Origin of the sequence: Streptococcus sanguinis, from assembly GCF_008329445.1 — a bacterium.
GTDB classification, from domain to species: domain Bacteria; phylum Bacillota; class Bacilli; order Lactobacillales; family Streptococcaceae; genus Streptococcus; species Streptococcus sanguinis_O.
On the sequence record NZ_VIBR01000001.1, the window covers coordinates 672,506 to 692,931 of the forward strand.

The 20,426-nt window shown below is 41.8% G+C and carries 21 protein-coding genes and 2 pseudogenes; 8 read left to right on the forward strand and 15 right to left on the reverse strand.

The genetic code is table 11. From position 1 onward, the window contains the following. Window positions 1-224: pseudogene (locus FKX92_RS12270) on the reverse strand (type IIL restriction-modification enzyme MmeI); the annotation flags it as partial. A gap of 226 nt (window positions 225-450) precedes the next feature. After that, window positions 451-1,791 (reverse strand): hypothetical protein, encoded by a 1,341-nt coding sequence (locus FKX92_RS03505; protein WP_149565549.1) that lies wholly within the window; start codon window positions 1,789-1,791, stop codon window positions 451-453. Window positions 1,792-2,074: 283 nt separating this feature from the next. Here FKX92_RS03505 and FKX92_RS03510 point away from each other — a divergent pair, with 283 nt between their 5' ends. From FKX92_RS03510 to FKX92_RS03540, 7 genes and pseudogenes are all read left to right on the forward strand, one after another. Further along, complete coding sequence (locus FKX92_RS03510; protein WP_000909945.1) at window positions 2,075-2,560, forward strand: helix-turn-helix domain-containing protein; 486 nt, start codon at window positions 2,075-2,077, stop codon at window positions 2,558-2,560. 146 nt (window positions 2,561-2,706) lie between these two features. Beyond that, the gene (locus FKX92_RS03515) at window positions 2,707-3,027 is read left to right on the forward strand and encodes a hypothetical protein (protein ID WP_000985761.1); all 321 of its coding nucleotides are present in this window, start codon (window positions 2,707-2,709) and stop codon (window positions 3,025-3,027) included. Next, complete coding sequence (locus FKX92_RS03520) at window positions 3,027-4,112, forward strand: AAA family ATPase (protein WP_002900371.1); 1,086 nt, start codon at window positions 3,027-3,029, stop codon at window positions 4,110-4,112. Before FKX92_RS03515 ends, FKX92_RS03520 begins: the two co-directional genes overlap by 1 nt. After that, window positions 4,112-4,723 (forward strand): hypothetical protein, encoded by a 612-nt coding sequence (locus FKX92_RS03525; RefSeq protein WP_000592630.1) that lies wholly within the window; start codon window positions 4,112-4,114, stop codon window positions 4,721-4,723. Before FKX92_RS03520 ends, FKX92_RS03525 begins: the two co-directional genes overlap by 1 nt. A 130-nt stretch (window positions 4,724-4,853) precedes the next feature. Further along, entirely contained in the window at window positions 4,854-5,450 is a 597-nt protein-coding gene (locus tag FKX92_RS03530) for a replication protein (RefSeq protein ID WP_002900373.1), read from the forward strand. Then, the gene (locus FKX92_RS03535; RefSeq protein ID WP_001086263.1) at window positions 5,443-5,646 is read left to right on the forward strand and encodes a DUF3173 domain-containing protein; all 204 of its coding nucleotides are present in this window, start codon (window positions 5,443-5,445) and stop codon (window positions 5,644-5,646) included. Before FKX92_RS03530 ends, FKX92_RS03535 begins: the two co-directional genes overlap by 8 nt. A 14-nt stretch (window positions 5,647-5,660) precedes the next feature. Further along, window positions 5,661-6,895 (forward strand): annotated as a pseudogene (locus FKX92_RS03540) (tyrosine-type recombinase/integrase). A gap of 153 nt (window positions 6,896-7,048) precedes the next feature. Here the strand turns inward: FKX92_RS03540 and FKX92_RS03545 are convergent. The 9 genes from FKX92_RS03545 to FKX92_RS03585 all read right to left on the reverse strand — a co-directional run bounded on the left by FKX92_RS03545 (window position 7,049) and on the right by FKX92_RS03585 (window position 15,263). Continuing rightward, the gene (locus tag FKX92_RS03545) at window positions 7,049-8,029 is read right to left on the reverse strand and encodes a DUF1002 domain-containing protein (RefSeq protein WP_002895511.1); all 981 of its coding nucleotides are present in this window, start codon (window positions 8,027-8,029) and stop codon (window positions 7,049-7,051) included. Window positions 8,030-8,304: 275 nt separating this feature from the next. Next, the gene (locus tag FKX92_RS03550; RefSeq protein WP_149565550.1) at window positions 8,305-9,159 is read right to left on the reverse strand and encodes an alpha/beta hydrolase; all 855 of its coding nucleotides are present in this window, start codon (window positions 9,157-9,159) and stop codon (window positions 8,305-8,307) included. Window positions 9,160-9,273: 114 nt separating this feature from the next. Next, on the reverse strand, window positions 9,274-9,876 hold the full coding sequence (locus tag FKX92_RS03555; protein WP_002897579.1) for a lysozyme family protein: 603 nt from the start codon (window positions 9,874-9,876) through the stop codon (window positions 9,274-9,276). After that, window positions 9,876-10,850 carry a nucleoid-associated protein gene (locus tag FKX92_RS03560; RefSeq protein WP_149565551.1) on the reverse strand — a complete coding sequence of 325 codons (975 nt, stop codon included), beginning with the start codon at window positions 10,848-10,850 and terminating at the stop codon, window positions 9,876-9,878. The genes FKX92_RS03555 and FKX92_RS03560 overlap by 1 nt, the downstream gene beginning before the upstream one ends. Window position 10,851: 1 nt before the next feature. Beyond that, entirely contained in the window at window positions 10,852-12,114 is a 1,263-nt protein-coding gene (glyA, locus tag FKX92_RS03565) for a serine hydroxymethyltransferase (RefSeq protein ID WP_002895517.1), read from the reverse strand. 47 nt (window positions 12,115-12,161) lie between these two features. Next, complete coding sequence (locus tag FKX92_RS03570; protein WP_125341687.1) at window positions 12,162-12,752, reverse strand: L-threonylcarbamoyladenylate synthase; 591 nt, start codon at window positions 12,750-12,752, stop codon at window positions 12,162-12,164. Continuing rightward, entirely contained in the window at window positions 12,745-13,575 is an 831-nt protein-coding gene (gene prmC, locus FKX92_RS03575; RefSeq protein ID WP_149565552.1) for a peptide chain release factor N(5)-glutamine methyltransferase, read from the reverse strand. The genes FKX92_RS03570 and prmC overlap by 8 nt, the downstream gene beginning before the upstream one ends. After that, window positions 13,575-14,654: a peptide chain release factor 1 gene (prfA, locus tag FKX92_RS03580; protein ID WP_149565553.1), complete on the reverse strand. Its 1,080-nt coding sequence runs from the start codon at window positions 14,652-14,654 to the stop codon at window positions 13,575-13,577. The genes prmC and prfA overlap by 1 nt, the downstream gene beginning before the upstream one ends. A gap of 36 nt (window positions 14,655-14,690) precedes the next feature. After that, window positions 14,691-15,263 (reverse strand): thymidine kinase, encoded by a 573-nt coding sequence (locus tag FKX92_RS03585; protein WP_002897586.1) that lies wholly within the window; start codon window positions 15,261-15,263, stop codon window positions 14,691-14,693. Between the two features lie 105 nt (window positions 15,264-15,368). On the opposite strand from FKX92_RS03585, the gene FKX92_RS03590 reads away from it, so the two are divergent. Further along, entirely contained in the window at window positions 15,369-15,569 is a 201-nt protein-coding gene (locus tag FKX92_RS03590; RefSeq protein WP_223310287.1) for a 4-oxalocrotonate tautomerase, read from the forward strand. Window positions 15,570-15,657: 88 nt separating this feature from the next. On the opposite strand, the gene FKX92_RS03595 is transcribed toward FKX92_RS03590, so the two are convergent. The 4 genes from FKX92_RS03595 to lpdA are packed head-to-tail and all read right to left on the reverse strand — an operon-like array spanning window position 15,658 to window position 20,410. Next, window positions 15,658-16,917, reverse strand: a complete 1,260-nt coding sequence (locus FKX92_RS03595) for a dihydrolipoamide acetyltransferase family protein (RefSeq protein ID WP_149565554.1) — start codon at window positions 16,915-16,917, stop codon at window positions 15,658-15,660. Window positions 16,918-16,930: 13 nt separating this feature from the next. Beyond that, complete coding sequence (locus FKX92_RS03600; RefSeq protein ID WP_002895536.1) at window positions 16,931-17,962, reverse strand: alpha-ketoacid dehydrogenase subunit beta; 1,032 nt, start codon at window positions 17,960-17,962, stop codon at window positions 16,931-16,933. 18 nt (window positions 17,963-17,980) lie between these two features. Next, on the reverse strand, window positions 17,981-19,054 hold the full coding sequence (locus FKX92_RS03605) for a thiamine pyrophosphate-dependent dehydrogenase E1 component subunit alpha (protein ID WP_002897599.1): 1,074 nt from the start codon (window positions 19,052-19,054) through the stop codon (window positions 17,981-17,983). Window positions 19,055-19,069: 15 nt separating this feature from the next. Beyond that, the gene (gene lpdA / locus FKX92_RS03610; RefSeq protein ID WP_149565555.1) at window positions 19,070-20,410 is read right to left on the reverse strand and encodes a dihydrolipoyl dehydrogenase; all 1,341 of its coding nucleotides are present in this window, start codon (window positions 20,408-20,410) and stop codon (window positions 19,070-19,072) included. Window positions 20,411-20,426 lie beyond the last annotated feature (16 nt).

Consider the following 20,426-nt stretch of genomic DNA (forward strand, 5'->3'; position numbering starts at 1 on the left):
TTGCTCAATCAAGACTTTAGTCTTTTCAATATAGCCATCAATGAAACTGGTATGGTCAAGCATAACCTTATTTTCAAAAGTGATATACTCAGTTGGCTTTTCAATGCCATAAACTGACTGAAAAGGTCAAGCCAAAAAGGCTGTGAATCTTGTCGTTCATTCCCTCTATCTTTCCAACGTGCAACAAACTCATTTGCTTGATTCTTCTGTTCCTTTAGTGTCATCACAGTCTTGTTAGACTGATCACTGTTCCCCTTATCTAACATCACATACCTCACATATTTCATCAGCAAAAGGGATTTAATAGTTATTTAGTATATTGTGTGAGCAATGCACTAAAGGGTACTCCTTTACCAATTTTTCATATTCACTCTATTATACCATTTAAGGATAAAAATTCAGTCTTCAATAATTTTTTAGACATATCCAAAAAACTTTGAGACATAAAACTCAAAGTTTTTTATTTCTCCTATCTCTAAACCATTCCATTTGCTCTCGTTCTTCTTTTGCTAAATAGCTATTAGGATGCTTTTTGATGTATAATCTCCTTCTAAGATGTTCGTTCCATCGGTCTGCTTGTTTTTCACTGTCTAGTATCAATGGCTTTAATTCAGCGGAGTCACCAGAGGAAAAATAAGCTAATATTTCATTCCCTTTTTGATATTTTTTGATATACCCAAGATAGTTACCACCCCAGTGATTACTGTCTTCATGTTTACTCTGTAAAACAGTCATTTCCTCAAAAACTCTGTCAATCAATTTGGATATCCTAGTAACATGGAGCAAATCCGAATATTCATCTGTTAGTTCTTCTTTTGCATTGAGAGCCTCAAGCTCGTCTAAAAAATTATCATCCCAAGAAGAGCTATAAATTCCTAATAATTTCGAAGATTCAAATTCAATAATTCTCTTCTTATATCCCTGAGCTTCTTTTTGAATAGCAACCATAGATTCAATACTATGATATTCAAATCCTTCTCTCTCATTTATAAATTGCTCAAACTTGTCTTTCAACACCTCCTCATAAAACAAAGATAAAACTCTTTCAATCTTTGCCAATCTATTCTCCCCCTCCTGCCTACTCGGGAAGGATGAATTATAAAAACTTACAAAGTATTCTATATCCAATGTAAAGATATCTTCAAAAGAATTCTCATGTGTACCAAATCTTTCACTGGCTCTAAAAATACCTGTCATAAGTAATTCCCAGTTATCCTTAACAAGAAGGCTATACACCTTTTTAGTATCTTTGACATTTTGCTTTATTTTCTCAAACACAATATTTAATGGGACATAACCTAAAACAATTCTCCATAAGTTTTCATCATATTTTTCATACAAAATATCTAGCATCAATGCTGTTGGAAAAAACGTCTCCATTGTACGCTGTTCCGACTCACTTCCGAAAAAAATTTCGTCATATGATTTGAACATCATATTTCGTTTTCTAAAATTGATTTGTTCTTCTTCATTTAATCCAAAGCCGGTATCGGTTGGACTAATTTTACAATTATTGTAAATTGCCCTAACTGCTGAATTGGTAAATAAATGAGGATTTTTTTTATTTATTTTTCCTCCTCGAATTTGTCCAATTAAAGGGGCATTTTTTGAATATATTTCTTCATTTGACAACTTGCTATATTTTGGATTCTGTTTTTTCTTTTTACCATGTTCCCAATAGTATTCCCGAGAAGATACTTCTTTACGTTCTCTATTTATCTCTCCCACTTTACAATCTAACCGAAGGGAAGCAATATCGAGCAAGTATTTCTTAGTATTCTTGAACTTCATACAAAACCTGGTATTTCTTTCATTAAAATAAATTATTTATGCCTAAATTATACCACGTTTTTTGACTTTATAATAATATCAGGGATATTTATATCTCAAAAAATAAAAAGTCCAAAAGCTGGCCAGCAAAGGACGGATCGAAACAATATGATTACTATGCGGTAAAGGTTTAGTTTTGCATATTACTGTTTCACCGTTTCTTTTTTGTGCCATTCTTGCATCTACTCGGTAACTGTAATAGCTCATTTGTTTCTTTCCGTCTGAGGACAGGAAAGGACAACTTATGCTAAAAGCTAAAGTTAAAACTCTCTATTGTGAATTACTTGGTCAAGCTATCAAACAAGAATTGATTGAGCAAGGTAAAGCTCAGAACAGTATCTTTTATTATAATTTTGATGAACCTATAGAAATCTCTGCTCCTGCCGTTAGTCAAATCCTAAGAGGTAAACGAAATATTACCTTAGACACTGTAGATGCCTTGCAAGAAACACTAAATCTTCCTAATGTAAAGAGTGTTTTCTTCCCTAGTATTGACTTTTGCAAGTTTCTCATTACTCAATTGACAGAACTTATTCTTTCTGAAGGACACGATTCCACAAAGCATCTTTTCAAATCCAAAAAGAAAGGTATTCAACAAAATCTCTCAACCTTGGCAACTGACTTATATGATTTCTTCCCTGATTTTCCAAAGGAAGAAACATCTTACCAAATTGCTGATAGCCTAGTTGAATGGTTAATCGAATTCGTCTCACTCGTAGCACAACTTTGAGTGCTACACTTTCAAAAATCTTGAAATCAAGAAAAGTCTAAAACGTCTATCATAGATATGTACTTAGCTAAGACAGTCCAGCTCACGACTCAAACTGAGCACGTCCCCCTAACAAAACAATTAAGCCATAAAGGAGGATAAAACCCATGGCAATTAAAACCAAACACAAGAAAGATGGCTACTCAGCCACAACTGCAACGGAATATGTCATTCCTACTAAACCGATTCACAGTTTAAGCACTGAGCTTGAACCCCAACAACTCTTTGAAGATGGAAAGCCAACCGGTGAGATTATCGCCTACAAGGCAACCTTTGTTCAAGAAGGGCTTGAACCTTTCCAAGTAAAATTTGAAGACAAGGTCAAACTTCCTGAATTTCTAAGCTTGATTGAATTTGAAAATCTCCAAGCCGTTGAGGTTCGCTACAATGTCTACTTCAAAGCTGACGGTATCAAGGAGGTCAAATAATGGCAACTAAAGCAGATACTGTCCTGCAATCTTACTTGCTCCAGAGCCTCAACATGGCTCTTGGGGCTCTGATGCAGGGGGAAACAAGCTACACCAATAGCTTCAATATTGTCATTCAAGAGGGTGGCTTCATCTTCATCCCTAGGCTTCCTTGTGCCTACATCCTAGATGATGAACTCTATAACAAAATCTTCTTGATTGCTAACGCTTCCTTGTACCCTCACTATACACTTCTGAAACAGAATGCCACTTACTTTATCCCTCTCAAGACAGATGACATTCATGTTCAGCGTGGACTCTTCTTCCCTTGGAAGGTGGGTATCTCAAAACGTTTGGTCATCCCTGACCTTGACAAGTACACATCCAACCTACCAAAGAATCAGATTCCAATTATGGAAAATTTTACTCTCAATCTTGATAAGGTGAACCACATGGCTATCTGTGGAAACTCGGGCTCAGGGAAAAGTTATGCCCTTACCTACCTGCTCTCCGTTCTCAAAAATCAGAGCGACCTCATCATCGTAGACCCTAAGTTTGATTCCCCAAGTCGTTGGGCTCGCGAACACAAAATAGCAGTCATTCATCCCGTGGAGAACCGTTCTAAGTCTGATTTCGTTTCAGAGGTCAATGAGCGTTTAAGTCAATGCCTAAATCTGATTCAACAACGTCAAGCAATTCTATATGACAATCCCCGTCATGAATTCGCACATCTCACAATTGTCATAGACGAGGTACTGGCTCTTTCAGAGGGAGTCAATAAGGCAATCAAGGAATCTTTTTTCTCTCTTTTGTCACAAATTGCTCTACTTGGACGGGCTACAAAAATTCACTTGCTCTTAGTAAGCCAGCGATTTGACCACACCACGATTCCAGTATCAGTACGGGAACAGCTTAATGTTCTAATTCAGATTGGAAATATAAATAGCAAATCTGTTCAATTTTTGTTCCCTGACCTAAATCCTGAAGGTATTGTTATTCCGACTGGACACGGCACTGGCTTGATACAGGTCATTGACAATGAGCATCCCTATCAGGTACTCCCACTACTTTGTCCTACATACTACACAACGGAAGGTATTCTCTAATGATAAAAAAATCATTCTTCATGAGGACTTACAACCTCAACATCTACTTGATTCTCTTTTCACTTATAACAGGATTTCTTGGATGGTCATTAGACTTTCTAGCGAGCACTATTGCCCTAACGCTTCCTATCGCCCTTGACCTTTCGCAAGTCAGTAGCTATCTAACAATGGGAAGCCAATACTCTTATACGGTTATGAGCTACTTACTAGGTGCATTGTTTGCATCCGTTACGCTTGAAATCATGAATCGTGTTCGATTTGATAATCTTTTCAACTATTTCAAATCCATCTACCACACTTTCAAGCTCCGTAATTTCCTGACACAACGTGAAAAATCAGAGAAAGTCACAAAAATAGATAACCAAACCATTACAACCCACAACCCAATCAACGGCAGCTTCAATCGTTGTGCTCGTAAGAGTGTTGTAGACATCCAAAAAGATGAAGTCAGAGTATTCATTAAAGTCCCAAGAGACCAGCAGGGGCAAAAAGTCTTGAGTGATATGACTTCCCAACTAAAAGAGGAAGTATCTAGTCAGCATCCTGACTACTACTTCTCTGCACCTAATCGGGGTCGCAATAACCTTTGGTTAGTTGGTAAAAAACGGTAAAAGAGGGGGCTATGGCTTGCGTTTAGCAGTAGCCAAATAGCTCCCTTCTTTTCTATTGACCAAGATAAATGGGGGTTACTACGACCCCCCATTTATCCAATAATCAGTAATCACAGAAATGAGGTGAAAAATGGCAAAAGAACAACGTTCTAGCAAGTGGACATTCTTATTCTACAAAGAGAGCGCCCCTGCAGACTATCTTGTAATTCTTGAAGAATTGCATATTCCCTTTATCTTGAGCCCGTGGCACGATAAAGACATCAATCGCCAAACAGGAGAATTGAAAAAGGCTCACAAACACGGAGCATTCTTCTTCGATTCACTCAAGAGCTACAAACAAGTATCTGAACTAATCAAAGATAAGCTGAACGGCCCTTCTCACGTGGAAGTTGTCCAATCTCCAAAAGGACTCTTTGACTACTTTACCCACGCTGAGAATAAGGATAAAACGCAATATGATCTGAATGATATTGAGGTAGGCTGTGGATTTAACCTTGATAAGTTCCTTGTAGAGATGAACTCAGATGACTTCATGCAAGAGGTGGTGGATATCATTGAACAGAATGACTTCACTGAGTTTGAAGAGCTAGTATGGTATGCACGTGCGAATCATACTCCCCTTCTTGGGCTCATCATTGAACGTACCTACTTCTTTGCTAAGTATCTTGATTCTCGGCGTTGCAATCCTCAGCGTAACAATATCAAGAAGGAGGAAGAAAATGAATAGTAAAAATCTGTTGACTATTACTTCTGATGATTTGGTTAAACTAGGCTACGCAAAAGCTACAGCTCAACAAATTATTAGACAAACTAAGTTGAATATGGTACAACAAGGGTATACCATTTACAACAATAGACGATTAGGAACTGTTCCAATCGAAGCTGTTGAGGAGATTCTTGGCTTTAAGTTACTGAACGAATAGAAAGTAGGTAATTTATGGCTAAAACAAACTTCCAAGATGTGTATATTGATGATAAAGGTCAATTCTACTATGAAGTTAGCCTAGGTAACGATAAAATCACTGGTAAACGTATCAAGAAAAAGTCTCGTAAAGACTCAAATGGTAAAAAATTCACTACTGCAAAGAAGCCTATACAGAAGCGATTAGGGTCAAAAATGACTATCTTCAGTCAGATGGATACTCTAATTACGATATGACTTATGAGCAGTTCATGAATACAGTTTATTTACCTTACTATCAGTCAGAAGTAAGCGAACATACTTATGCAACACGTCAGCCGTCCTTAAAAATTGTTTTCAATCGATTTGGGAAGAAAAAACTCAAAGACATAACTGTTCGTGAAGTTCAGAACTTTAGAACATGGCTATTAGCTAAAAATGGTGGTAATTATTCGCAAGCCTATGCAGGTCTTACTTTTGGAACTTTTAGAAAGTCATTGGATTTCGCTGTTGATATGCAATATCTACAGAAGAATGTTTCAATGAAAGTAAAATCTATTCCAAAAGGGAAAAGTATCGCTGAGTATTGGACAAAAAACGACTTTGAAGAAGTTATTAGCAATATCTGCATTTCTGATTTCTATGAGCATTTATGCTTTGTTATGCTGTGGCTCTACTTCTGTACCGGGGTGCGTGTGAACGAAGGAACAGCAATCTGGTGGAACGATATTGATTTTGAGAAAAAAGAGCTCAGAGTGGCTCATATGCTGATTATGACTAATAAGAATAATTGGCAAAGACAGAACCACACTAAAACAGATGCTGGTCTCCGTATCGTTACTTTAGATGATGATACCATCCAAATCTTGAAAGCATGGAAAGAACGTCAATCTGAACTTGGAAAAGTAAATTTTGTTTTAAGTTACGATGGTAACCCTATGCTTAAATCAACCATTTCAAGAATCATTAAGCGTTATGCCAAATTAGCAAATGTCCCATTGATTCAAGCAAAAGGTTTACGACATTCTCACGCATCCTACCTTATTAACGAGCTTAACGCATCGGTGCTGATCGTTTCAAAACGACTAGGACACTCAAGTCCAGAGATCACTTTGAAGCACTATGCTCATATGTGGTCAGGAGTTGATAAGGAACTGGCTAATGAAATGACTGGATTAATCAATATACAACACGCTAAAAATACAAAAGTTAATTTCAATGGAAATCAAGCAATACTGAGAGAGTCTCCAAAACTGTCTCCAAAATCATAACCACACGCTAAAAACACTGTTATATAAACGATTTGACGACCTTATTTAGTCGTTGAATGGGAGTAACAAACAAATCTTATTTTAAATGATAACTGTAAAAACAAACAAGGCTAGGACTAAAATGTCCTAGCCTTGTTTTATATAGTCTTGAAATTAACCGCCGAACAATCCTTTAAAGAAGTTGACAATGGCATTCCAGATATTAGAAAAGAAATTACCGCCTTCTTGAAGGAGGCCGTTTGCATCAAAGTTGAGGTTAATATTGTTAAAGGTATCCCCTGCCTTTGAAACGATGCTGTCTTTCAAGTCGCTAAGCGTCTTTGTAAAGTCAGAATCTGTAATGACTCCACTGTTTGAAAGATTGATAGCGAAATTCACGATGAGGTTGATTTGGTCACTGGTCACTGACTGAGTCAGACCGTAGTTTTTCAAGGTTTCTTCAACAATCTTACGGACATCATCTGCTGTCAGATTGCTGTTGTTCTTCTTAGCATTGGCGATGGCTGCTTTGATATCAGCCAGAGCTACGTTGAGCTTGTCTGCGTCATAGCCTTCCTTACCTGTGTTTTCAGCATTGATGCCAGAAAGGGCAGCCAGTTCTTCCTGCGCTAGGTTTTTATTTTCCTGTGGAATGGTCGCACCGTTATCTTCTAGAGAGTAGTAAATCCCTGCCAAGGCACTCTCACCTGTTACCGGAATCGGTGCAGCAACGGTAATCTGCGCGTGCTGAACACCCAGTGTTACAGCCGCATTGCGATACATATCTTCTGTAACCTTAGTGATGTTTTGCGGAGTGACAATTTTGACCTCTAATGGCTTATTGCTGCCTAACTTCTGGATTTTTACAGAAGAATAAAGCTGCAGGCTAGGGTCGTTAGCAACATCCATGATTTTAGAGTAGACTTCTGGAGTCATGGTCTTAAGTGGCTTGTTGTCACTAGATGAATTGTAGCCCAACATCTGCAAGGTCTGCTGTTTTTGGCTTTCATCTAAGGAATAACCCAGCACATACTCAGGCTGCACGTAAGTCTCATCAATGACTTTCTGAACATTTGAATCGGCAGCTGCGGTCGATACAGTAAACAGAGTAGCCAGCAAGGCTCCTGCTGTCATTAAAGTTTTTTTGAATTTCATATTTTTTCCTCTTTTCCTCCCGCTATAGTTTCCCAAATTCTATAGCTTTTTTCGTAGCAAACTTTCCATCTGATTGCCTCGAATTTCTGTTTCTTGAGCGTGTGAGTTCTGCTCCATTTGGTTTTCAGAGTGCTTCAGTTAGGTAGCTGCAATGATGGAGTTATTATTATCTCATCCATTGAGGGCTTGAGATAATAGATACATTTTACAACATTTCTCAAAGAAGTTCAAAGAAAAAACAGTCACTGGATTTGCTTGCCAGTAACTGCTCTTTTCTACTTTTTCCAAAGGAAGTCAATCAGTAATTCGTCTACTTCTGGATTCTCATGCAATTGGCTGTGCTGAGCCAACTGACCTGTGATTTTCTTTTCCTGATAAGATTTAACGTTCTCAACCAGGAGATATTTGAGGCTACGGGAAGAGGTATTGAGTACGGATCCATCGGATTCGTTTTTAAAATCACCATAAATGTTCAGAACATCTACCTGCTCTTGCGGGTAAACTTCTCGTAATCCCAGTAGTTTTTGATAAGTCTGGCTCATAGCACTAGGCTGGCCAGTTTGGTCGTCTAGGATACTCAAATCTTCAGGCAAGTCTCTTCCTTGCAGACCATTAACATGGTTGGCAATATTGACCTGCTTTTGCAGCTCGGGCAGCTTTTCATCCTGACCGTTCTCCAGCATATAAAAGAGGATGGACATATTTCCCATCGAATGGCCTACCAGATTCATCTTCTTAAAACCATAAGTTTCTTCTAGCTTGCGAATCACAGCTGCTGCATATTTGCCATCTTGAGCGTAGTCGGCATTGCGGTTATCTTCATAGTTTACCTTGATAATAGGATTGATAGCACCTTTTGGTATCTCGCCTAATAAGCTTACTTGCCCGTTTTTACTGACATTTGCTGTGATAATTGTCTGAGTGACTCCAGCTTTTTTGGCTGCCTCTGTCATATGATTTTCAGCATTAGAGCTGGATCCAAAACCGTGGAAAAACAAGGTCGGCGTTGTTGACTGAACATATTGTTTTGTATTGAGTGCCGTGGCTTCTTTATGGTTGTAAAAAGCTGTTAGACCGGCAATTGTCACTAAAACCAGAATGAGGAGCTTAAAAGCAAGTTTTTTGTTCATTTTTCATTCCTTTTTATGATAGATGTACAAAATTATATCATGTATCCATCGTGGTTACAAATATCTGGATTATTACTTCACCATCAAAAAAGAAAGAAGGCTGAAAACTTCTTTCTAAAACCATTTTAAGAGGCGCATAATGTGCATGTTCATCTTGACCTGACGGGAATAATAATAATTACCGCCGTTGATATAGAGCTCTGGGCCGTGGAAAATAGAAATCAGGTTATAGTAGCCGTAGGTCTTGCCAGTTACATTCCCTAAGCTTGGCGCCACCACATCTTTTGAATATTTCTTAGCCAGCTCCAGCGTATTTTCGCCACCGTTTTTAGCGACGTAGTCGATATAGGCCTGACCGAAATTATAGGCTTGTACTGCTGTCCAAACATCCACCTTTTTCTCGCTGGCTAACTCTAGGTTATCAGACAGGGTTTGAACGCCCTGGCGAATACTTTCTTTGTTGTCCGTAATGGCATTAGTCTGACCAGTCGCGCTTTCACTGGACTGCATGACATCAGTGTCTTTTCCCTTTGTCTCTGTATAAATCATGGCCAGAACCAATTCTTCATTGGCCGCTGTGTCCTGCTCGTCCAGCACTTCTCTGACTAAGCTCTGATACTTCATGACTTGTTTGACATCATGATGAACCTGATAAATCTTGTAGCCGGCAAAGAGCACGAAAAGGACTAAAATCAGTCTTCTTAGAAATTTAAACATTATTTATTTTGGATATCCTCGATGTTCTTAATCAAAATAGAATAGGTCCCGTTGTCGTTCTGGATAAATTCTACCGACTCTGCGTCCTGATAGATATTATTGGGAACTATGAGCTCAATTCCATTTGAAAGGGAGAGTTTCTGATTTTCGAACTTTTTCTTCTGACGGCTGCTGTCAATCTCATCAAACTTGACTGGCTCAGGAATGGCTTCCTTGACTTGGTCAATAAAGGTAAGTCGGGCAGTCAGATTGCTGTCAAAAAGATCATCGGCCAATTTCTCAGGCGACAGTTCGTCATTTTCTTCCAGATTTTTGAAAATACTGGATTTGACCTTGGACTGGAACTGGAAATCGTCTTTGTTAAAACTCTCGGCAACCTTCTGAGCTGTCTTCTCTAGAGCTTTGATTGATTTCTTGGCTGAGATTGTCGGATTGACCTGCAAGAGATTGTCTGACATATAATTGAGAAAGGCACCGTTGTACTTGATACGCTTTTCAATCAGATGGTACTTGCGAGACTTGAGATTGATGACCAAAGCCTCGTCCGCACCCGTACCAAAGCCAGGCAGATTGTTCTGCGTCAGTTTGATAGGATTGTCCACCTCACCCCCTAAGTGGGTTAGGGTTTCCCGCAGAGCAATCCGCAGAAAAGCGAAGTGCTCCACACCTTCTTTGTCAAACTGGACAAAAATCAGATCGTTGGTTTTCTGGTTTTCACTGACAGAAAACTCCTCCTGCCAGAGCTTGGCAACTGTCACTGATGTTTCCAATAGGTCGTCTGAAAGCTGGGCTAAAAAGACGTTTTCAGGATCGAAAACACCTGTTTTAGCATCGTCAGAATAGATCCGTTCAATCTTCTTGCGCAGGTATTCTTCAATCTTGGGAGTAATATTGAGAAACTTATCCGCCAGAAGAAGTTCAGTATCAGCTGGGCTGAATTGATGAATAATCGCTTTTTTTACGTAAATATCCATCTTAGTTCAAACCCTCATAGAGTGGAAAAGCGTCCGTTAGTTCGCGAACTTCCGCCCGCACCTGATTCAGCACCGCTTCGTTTTCAGCGTTTTCTAGAGCCTTGATAATAAGCTCTGCTACCTTGATACTTTCTGTTACACCAAAGCCTCGAGCTGCAATAGCTGCTGTGCCGATACGAATGCCGCTAGTCTTAAATGGTGACAAAGTCTCGTAAGGGATGGAGTTTTTATTGAGGGTAATATTAACCTCATCCAAGAGATTTTGCGCTACTTTCCCATTTTCTACAACCTTAGTAACATCAACCAAGAAAAGGTGATTTTCAGTTCCGTCAGAAATCACACGGAACTTGTCATGCTGACGGAAGACTTGGGCCATAGCTTGAGCATTGTCCAAAATTTGCTGAGCATAAACCTTGAAAGCTGGGTCAAGCACTTCTTTAAACGCAACTGCTTTGGCTGCAATGACATGCTCCAATGGTCCACCCTGAATGCCCGGGAAGATAGCTGAGTTGATTTTCTTAGCTAATTCTTCATCATTTGTCAAAATTAAACCACCGCGAGGTCCACGCAAGGTCTTGTGGGTTGTCGTGGTTGTGATATCTGCATAAGGCACAGGACTTGGATGGAGACCAGCAGCAACCAAACCAGCGATGTGAGCCATGTCAACCATAAGCTTGGCACCTACAGCGTCAGCGATTTCACGGAATTTTGAAAAGTCGATGATATGAGAATAGGCTGAAGCCCCCGCCACAATCAACTTAGGCTGAACCTCTTTGGCTTGCTGGAGGATAGCATCAAAGTCCAACAATTCTGTTTCTGGATCAACACTATAGGATACAAAATTATAGGTTTGACCAGAGAAGCTGACTGACGCACCGTGAGTCAAGTGGCCGCCAGCAGACAAATCCATACCCATAACAGTATCACCTGGCTCAATCAAAGCCATATAAGCCGCACAATTTGCCTGGCTGCCTGAGTGAGGCTGCACATTAGCAAACTTGGCACCAAAAATTTCCTTGGCGCGTTCAATTGCCAGACTCTCAATTACATCCACTACATCCGTCCCACCATAGTAACGGCGACCTGGATAACCTTCGGCATACTTATTGGTTAAAATAGAACCTTGAGCAGCCATGACAGCTTTAGAAACAACATTTTCTGAAGCAATCAGCTCAATATTATGCTGCTGACGTTCTTCTTCTTTAGCAACTGCTTCCCAAATCTCTGGGTCAAATGCTTTGTAGTCTTCTTGGTCAAAAATCATAAGGTGTCTCCCTTCTTTTGCGAAAATAGGACCTTAGGTCCTAAAAGTTAAAATTTTATACCATTTACTTGATTAATAATATCCTCGCGAGTGATTGCCCCTTGGCGTAAAATAAGAGCCTTTTCTCCAGACAAGTCTAGAATGGTTGAATCCTGACCTGTCAAAGCAGCATCCTCTTCTACTCCCGAGACTTGCTCTTGGAAATCCATCACAATCTGTTGAAAAGAAGTTCCACTAACTTTTCCAGAAAGATTGGCGGATGGACCAATCAAGGGACCGTACTTGCGAATCAAGTCCAGGGTAACTGGATGATTAGGAATCCGAAACCCCACGGTTTCCATACCTGAGTTTATCCAGGCAGGCACTCGGTCATTGGCTTGGAGGATAACAGTCAGTGGCCCAGGCAGAAAGGCTTGATAGAGTTGTTCCAGATAGCAGGGCTGGTTCTTGGAAAAGGCATAAATCTCTTCTAAGCTAGCCACATTAAGATTGAGAGCCTTGTCACGGGGTCTTCGTTTTAATTCGTAGACTCGCTCAACTGCCTCTTCATTCAAAGCCTGAGCAAAGAGGCCATAAACAGTTTCTGTCGGCAGGACAACTGCTCCGCCCGCTGCCAGAGTCTTTTCTATCTTATCCATTGTCCATCGCCACCATTCTATCTTTGCCAAATTGATCTTTCAGAACTCGAATTCGTTTTTGAGGAAAAGATTCTTTCAATAAATCCCTAACACCGTCTCCTTGCTTGTAGCCAATTTCAAGATAGATTTTTCCTTTTTCTGTCAGATAGTCCCCTGCTTGCTCAGCTATTTTTCGGTAGATGGCATAGCCATCTTCCTCCGCAAAGAGGGCCATGTGAGGCTCGGAGTTCAAAACATTGAGTCCAACTTCGTCTTTATCAGCTTCTGAAATATAGGGTGGATTGGAAACGATGATGTCAAAGTTCCCACTGATTGCATCCAAGCAATCAGACTGGACAAAAACAAGGTTGAGTCCGCTGGACTGAGCGTTTTCTGCTGCCAAGGCAAGAGCATCGCCAGAGAGATCAGAAGCAGTAATCTGCCAGTTTGGACGGCTGTTTGCCAGTGCAAGAGCAATGGCTCCGCTCCCCGTTCCGATATCCAAGACAGACAGAGAACTTTCAGGATTTTCTGACAAAATCAGCTCCACCAGCTCCTCCGTCTCAGGCCTTGGAATCAGAACTCGCTCATCAACCTTGAGAGTCAGGCCGTGAAAGTCACTGCTGCCAATGATATACTGAGCTGGCTTGTGAGCAAGCAGCTGCTCTTGAATCGCTTTTAGCTGGTCACGATCTTCCTGGCTGACTTCTGTCCGAAGTTTGAGAACAAAGTCGGTAAAGGAGAGCTCATTGAGAACCCGATAAACGAAAGACAGGCTTTCTGTTTCTTCTCCTGCTGCTACTAGCTCATGCTCTAGCTCCGCCAAATATTGAGCCAATGTCATTATTTATTCAGCACTTCTAATTTTTGCGTTTGGTCATAGAGAACCAGAGCGTCAACGACTTCATCCAGTTTACCAGCTAAAATCGTGTCCAGTTTTTGCAAGGTCAGTCCGATACGGTGGTCTGTTACTCGGTTTTGCGGGAAATTATAGGTGCGAATTCGCTCTGAGCGATCGCCTGTACCAATCGTGGATTTGCGCTCTGCATCTTGCTCATCTTGAGCGATTTGAGCAAAGTGGTCTGCTACACGAGCTCGGATGATTTTCATAGCCTTATCCCGGTTCTTCTGCTGGGTCCGCTCTTCCTGCATTTCGACCTTGATATTGGTTGGTAGATGGACGATTCGAACAGCAGTCGCAACCTTATTGACGTTCTGTCCACCGGCACCTGAAGCATGGTAGATATCCACCCTCAGATCTTTTGGATCAATGTCGTATTCTACTTCTTCGATTTCTGGCATAACCAAGACTGTTGCCGTCGAGGTGTGAACGCGACCTTGGCTTTCGGTTACAGGAACCCGCTGTACGCGGTGAGCACCTGATTCATACTTAAGCTTTGAGTAGACCGACTGACCCGAAACCATAGCGACTACTTCCTTAATCCCGCCTACACCATTATAAGAGGCCTCCATGACTTCGAAGCGCCAGCCTTGGCTTTCAGCATATTTTTGATACATCTGCAAGAGGTCTCCTGCAAACAACTGCGCTTCGTCTCCTCCCGCAGCACCGCGAATTTCCAAAATGATATTCTTATCATCGTTTGGATCTTTCGGTAAAAGGAGGATTTTTAGTTTTTCTTCGTATTCTTCTTTTTCAGCCTTAGCATCCTTGAGCTCCTGCTTGGCCATTTCTTCCAAGTCAGCATCACCAGAGGCGTCTTTTATCATTTCTTCAGCGTCTGTGATGTTTTGCAGGACTTTTTTATACTCGCGGTATGCCGTCACTGTATCTCGGGTGCTGGCTTCTTCCTTAGAAAGGTCCATAAAACGCTTGGTATCGCTGACCACATCTGGGTCGCTTAGGAGTTCACCAAGCTCTTCGTAGCGATCTTCAACCGCCTGTAACTGTTCATAGATATTCATAGATTTTTCATCATCTCCTTTGTTTCTATCGTTAGATTACTTAATGTCGGGGTTAAAATAGTGCTTGCGGCAGACTGAGATATAGGTCTCGTGCCCACCAATTTTAATCTGCTCACCATCATAAACCGGCTTTCCGTTATCAGTCCGTAAAACCATGGTGGCCTTACGAGAGCAATATTGGCAAATGGTTTTAATCTCCTCAATCTTGTCAGCCAAGAGCAAGAGGTGCTTGGAACCCTCAAAAAGTTCATTGCGAAAGTCATTTTTCAGACCAAAAGCCATAACAGGAACATCCAGCTCATCCACCACTCTAGCCAAATCATAGACATGATGGCGTTTCAAGAACTGAGCCTCATCGATCAAAACGCAATAAGGTTTTTCAGGCAACTGCTGGATATAGCCAAAAATATCCGTCTGGTCTTCAATAGCTATAGCATTCCGCTTCATGCCGATGCGACTAGAAACAACACCAAAGCCGTCGCGGGTGTCAACAGCCGAGGTCATGATAACCACGCTCTTGCCTTGTTCTTCGTAATTGTGGGCCACTTTTAAAATTTCAATGGTCTTGCCCGAATTCATCGTGCCATATTTGTAGTATAACTGAGCCATAATTTAAATCTTTGCTAATTCACTATCTCCATTTTTACTTCACATTATTTTACCATAATTTACTACTCTTTAAAACCTCATTTATGATAAAATAATAATAACGAAATAAAGGAGGCAGAAAATATGCCATTTGTTAGAATTGATTTATTTGAAGGACGTACTCTAGAGCAGAAAAAAGCTCTTGCCAAGGAAGTAACTGAAGCCGTTGTCAGAAATACTGGCGCACCTCAGTCTGCTGTCCATGTCATTATTAACGACATGCCAGAAGGAACCTACTTCCCACAAGGTCAAATGCGGGAAAAATAAAAAAGACAAGCCAACTGTTAATGAATGATATAAACAGCTGGCCTTTTTCTTTATCATTCAGGAATGAAATTCACCATTCATTCTTCTATCAGAAAACCAAGTCGTAAGGAGACTCCAATTTGTCCGCTAGACTGGCTAGAAACTCCGCTGCGGGCTGACCATCTACGACTTGATGGTCAAAAGTCAAGCTGAGCGGCAGGAATTTTTGCTCGTAGACATGTCCTTGGCTGTCAAGAGCCAGTGTCGTTTGCAAGGCACCAACTCCTAAAATGGCTACTTCAGGTGTATTTAGGATAGGAGTGAAATATTCAATGCCTGCTCCCCCGAGATTAGTAATACTGAAGGTTGAACCTGAGTAAAGAGCTGGATCCAAAGTTCCTTTACGAGCTTGATTGGCTTCCGTTTTGATAGCTAAGCCCAAGTCAGCCAGCGTTAGCTTATCCACGTGACGAATGACCGGAACCACCAAACCATCACTAAGTGCCGTCGCGATACCAATATGAATATCTTCTACTTCCTGATATTGACCATTGAAATACCAAGCATTGAGCTGAGGGTGATCTTTCAACGCCTTGGCAACAGCCTTTGTAAGCAGGGTCGTGATGCTGATTTCGCCATTTTCTAGTGGAGAAGCGACCTTATCCTTCATATCCTGTCTAAAGGCTACCAGCCGACTGATATCCACCTTACGGTGCAAGGTCACCTGAGCTGATGTCTGAAGACTGGTCATCATCCGCTCTGCAATAGTCTTGCGCATACCTGTCAATCCTACACCATAGTCAACCCGACCAGCATGCTGAAGGACTGCTGAGCTACTTTCAGGTGTTTGGTTTGGAAGTGCCTCTGGTTTATAATTTTCCACATCCCGTCGGGTAATTCGGCCATTGCCTCCCTTTCCTGAAATCAAGGAAATATCATATCCTTTTTCCTTAGCAATCTTGCGGGCAAGAGGAGTGATGAAAATACGTCCATGTTCACTGTTTCCGACAGAGTTGGAACTTGCTGCAGCAGTTTTTTCTGCTAGTCCAACCCCTGCATCAGCTGCCCCTTGCTCACTTTCTGACTGGTTCGCAGAGGCTCCTTCTGTTTCCATACCTGGAATAGATTCTCCTGCTTCACCAATCCATGCAATTACTTTCTTGCACGGGACAGTATCGCCCGCCTGACTGATAATTTTTAAAATCACTCCTGCGCTTGGTGCTTCTACATCGCTGGTCAATTTTTCAGAACTGATTTCCAAGACAGGCTGACCAGCAGCTACGGTGTCGCCTTCCTTGACTAGCCAGTTATTTATCAAACCTTCGGTCATTGTTAAGCCTAGCTTAGGCATTACAATTTCTGTAGCCATACTTGCCTCCCTTCTATCTCTTCAGATCGTCAATCAATTCTGCAGCAACAGTCAGAACCTTATCAGCATTAGGGATATAGAGCTGCTCCAGATTCACAGCAAATGGCACTGGCACATTTGGCGCGCAGACGCATTTTACCGGACCATCAAGATAATCAAAGCATTTATCAGTCACTACAGCTGCAATATCCGTCGCTGTGTTATTGTGAGGGTTGGATTCATCAACGATAATCAGTCGTCCAGTTTTCTTGACTGATTCAAAGACAGTCTCCTCATCCCAAGGAGCTACTGTTCTCAAGTCAATTACTTCGACCGAAATACCATCTTTTTCCAAGCGATCCGCTACCTCATAAGCAACATAAAGCATTTTACCGATAGTAACGATAGTGAGGTCTGTTCCTTCACGGCGGACAGCAGCCTTTCCAATTGGAACTGTATAATATTCTTCTGGCACCTCTCCCTTGATACCATAGAGAGTCTTATCTTCTGAATAAATCACGATATTGTCGTCTTCAATGGAAGCCAGCAGTAACCCTTTAGCATCATACGGAGTTGCTGGAACAACTACCTTTATACCAGGAATGGAACCAAAGAGACCGTAATATGAGCCCGAGTGCTGAGCTGCAGCTGAAGCTCCTGCCCCATGCATGGTCCGCATTGTCATCGGAACCTTGGCCTTACCGCCAAACATATAGCGCATTTTTGAGCCTTGCCCCAGAATGGCGTCAAAGCAGAAACCGATAAAGTCATTGAACATTAGCTCCGGTACCGGTCGTAAGCCAGTCAGAGCCATTCCAACAGAAGCTGACACGTATCCGTGCTCAGAAATCGGAGTATCAATCACCCGCTCTCGGCCGTATTTTGGCATGAGTCCCTTGGTTACACCCATTACACCGCCCCAAGCATCTTCGTTTTCTTCTTCCAAATGCTTGACTGTTACACCGCCAGCAATATCTTCTCCCAGAAGGATTACGGTGTCATCTTTTGCCATTGCCTGATCCAGCGCCTCATTGATTGCTTTCATAAATAACAGTTGTCTAGCCATTTGATCAACCTCCTTCTATCAATCAGCAAATACATCTTCCAGCAGAGACTCGGAACGAGGAATTGGACTGTCTTGAGCAAATTTGATAGCTTCTTCCACATCCTTTCGAGACTCCTCTAATATGGCATCAAGTTCCTCTTCAGTCAAGAGGCCATGCTCGATAGCGTAGTCACGGAAGACATCTAGAGCATCCACATCGGCCCAGTCTTTTTCTTCGCCTTCCAGCGCCTTATACTTCTGCTCATCCCCTTCAAAGTGACCATGATCACGGTACGTAACAGCCTCAATCAAGGTAGGTCCTTCACCTCTACGAGCCCGCTCTACAGCTTCCTTGGCTACTTGGTAGACAGCGAATAAATCCTTACCATTAACCCGAACGCCGGGCATATTATAAGCAGCCGCTCTCTCAGCAATGGTGCCAGACGCTGAAGAATACCATTGCGGTGTCGATTCTGCAAAGAGGTTGTTTTCATTGACAAAGATAACTGGCAGTTTCCAAATTGATGCCATATTGAGACATTCATGGAAATTCCCTTCATTGGCTGCACCATCACCGAAGAAGCAGACAGCCACACTATCGGTTTTCAAGTACTTGTTTCGCATAGCAGCACCGGTAGCTAGACCAAAGCCTCCGCCAACCATACCATTGGCACCGAGGATTCCCTTGTCCAAATCGGCGATGTGCATAGATCCGCCTTTTCCTTTTCCAAGCCCAGTCTCCTTGCCAAAAATTTCTGCCATCATTCCCTTTAAATCACCGCCCTTAGCAACACAGTGACCATGTCCCCGGTGAGTACTGGTAATATAGTCCTTGTCTGTCAGATTGGCACAGACGCCGGTAGCAATCGCTTCCTCTCCAGCATAAAGGTGAACAAATCCAGGAATCTGTCCTGCAGCAAAGAAACGCCGAGTATTTTCCTCAAAATTACGGATATCCCACATGGTTTTATACATGGTCTTGGCTTTTTCTTTGGAAACCTGCTCTACTTCAACTTCAGTAGCATCATAGACTTTTAAATCTACTAGCTCTGATACAGCACTTTGGTTTCTTGTTTTGCTTAATTGTTGCGGTAAATCTTTATAATTTGACATATTTTTACCTCCTCATTAATCGTCCTGAACGAGTCTTTTAGCGACTTCTTGTATTAGTTCCGATGTGGTAGGATGGGCAAAAACTGTTTCAAGAACTTGATCCAGCGTTGCTTCAGCCTGCCTCAGCAAAATCAAATTCTGCAGAAGATCAGTACCGTTCGGACCAACGATGACTGCACCTAGTAGAAGATGGTATTTCTTTTCTGAGATTAGCTTGACATAGCCCTCTGTCTCACCTATAGCGATAGCCCGCCCATTATAAGAGAAAGGCAGCTGTTGGACCTGAACATCATATCCAGCCTCCTCAGCCTCTTCCTTGCTGAGCCCAAAAGAAGCTACTTCAGGACTGGTGTAGAGCGAACGGGGAACACCCAGCGGATCAACTGCTTCTTCAGCACTCCGGCAGATAACTCTTACAGCCTTTATCCCTTCTGCACTAGCAACGTGAGCCAACATATAAGATTCCAAGAGATCACCAATAGCATAAACATGCTCTTTGGATGTTTCGTAGTATTGATCTACCTTTACAAAATTCCGATCTGTCAAGGCTAATCCCATATCCTTTGCTAGCTCTAAACTTGGTTTGCGGCCAGTAGCGACCAAAAGATGGTCGAAAGCAACCTGCTCGTTCTCAAGCAAGACAGAATCAGCAGTTACTTCCTTTATCTGCGCTCCCTGATAAATCATCACCCCCATTTTCTTTAGTTTCTTTTGAATCACATGCCGCGCTTCAGCTTCTTCGGTCAAAAGAATTTCCGGCGCAACCTCAATAACAGTGACAGCAACACCCAGAGGAGCCATAGCGAAAGCTAGCTCAATTGCGATAACGCCACCTCCGATAATGACTAACTTCTCAGGAAGCTCCCTCAAGTCAAAAAACGTATCCGTCGTTAGATAGTCAACCTGTTTCAACCCCTTAATAGGAGGCACAAAAGGATAACTGCCAGTAGCCAAAATCACATCTTTACCACTGATTTCTTTACCATTGACGGAGAAGGTTCGGTCTTTGACAAACTTTGCCTGACCTTCTATATACTCAATGCCTAAAGACTTAAAGCTAGCATGAATTCCAGATTGCAAACTGGCAACAACCTGATTCTTTCGGTCTACCAATTTCTCAAAATCAATCCTTTCAAGCTTGCTCTCAATGCCATAACGTCTAGCTTCTTCCATTGTCAGCAGCCAATGACCGTGCTGGAGATAGGCCTTAGACGGTATACATCCTACATTCAGGCAGGTTCCGCCGATAGACTTCTTTTCTACCACAGCCACTTTCTTGCCCAAATGAGCTGCTTCTTCAGCCGCCACATAACCGCCCGGTCCAGCACCGATAATCAAAACATCATAAACAGACAAAACAGGCCTCCTTTCA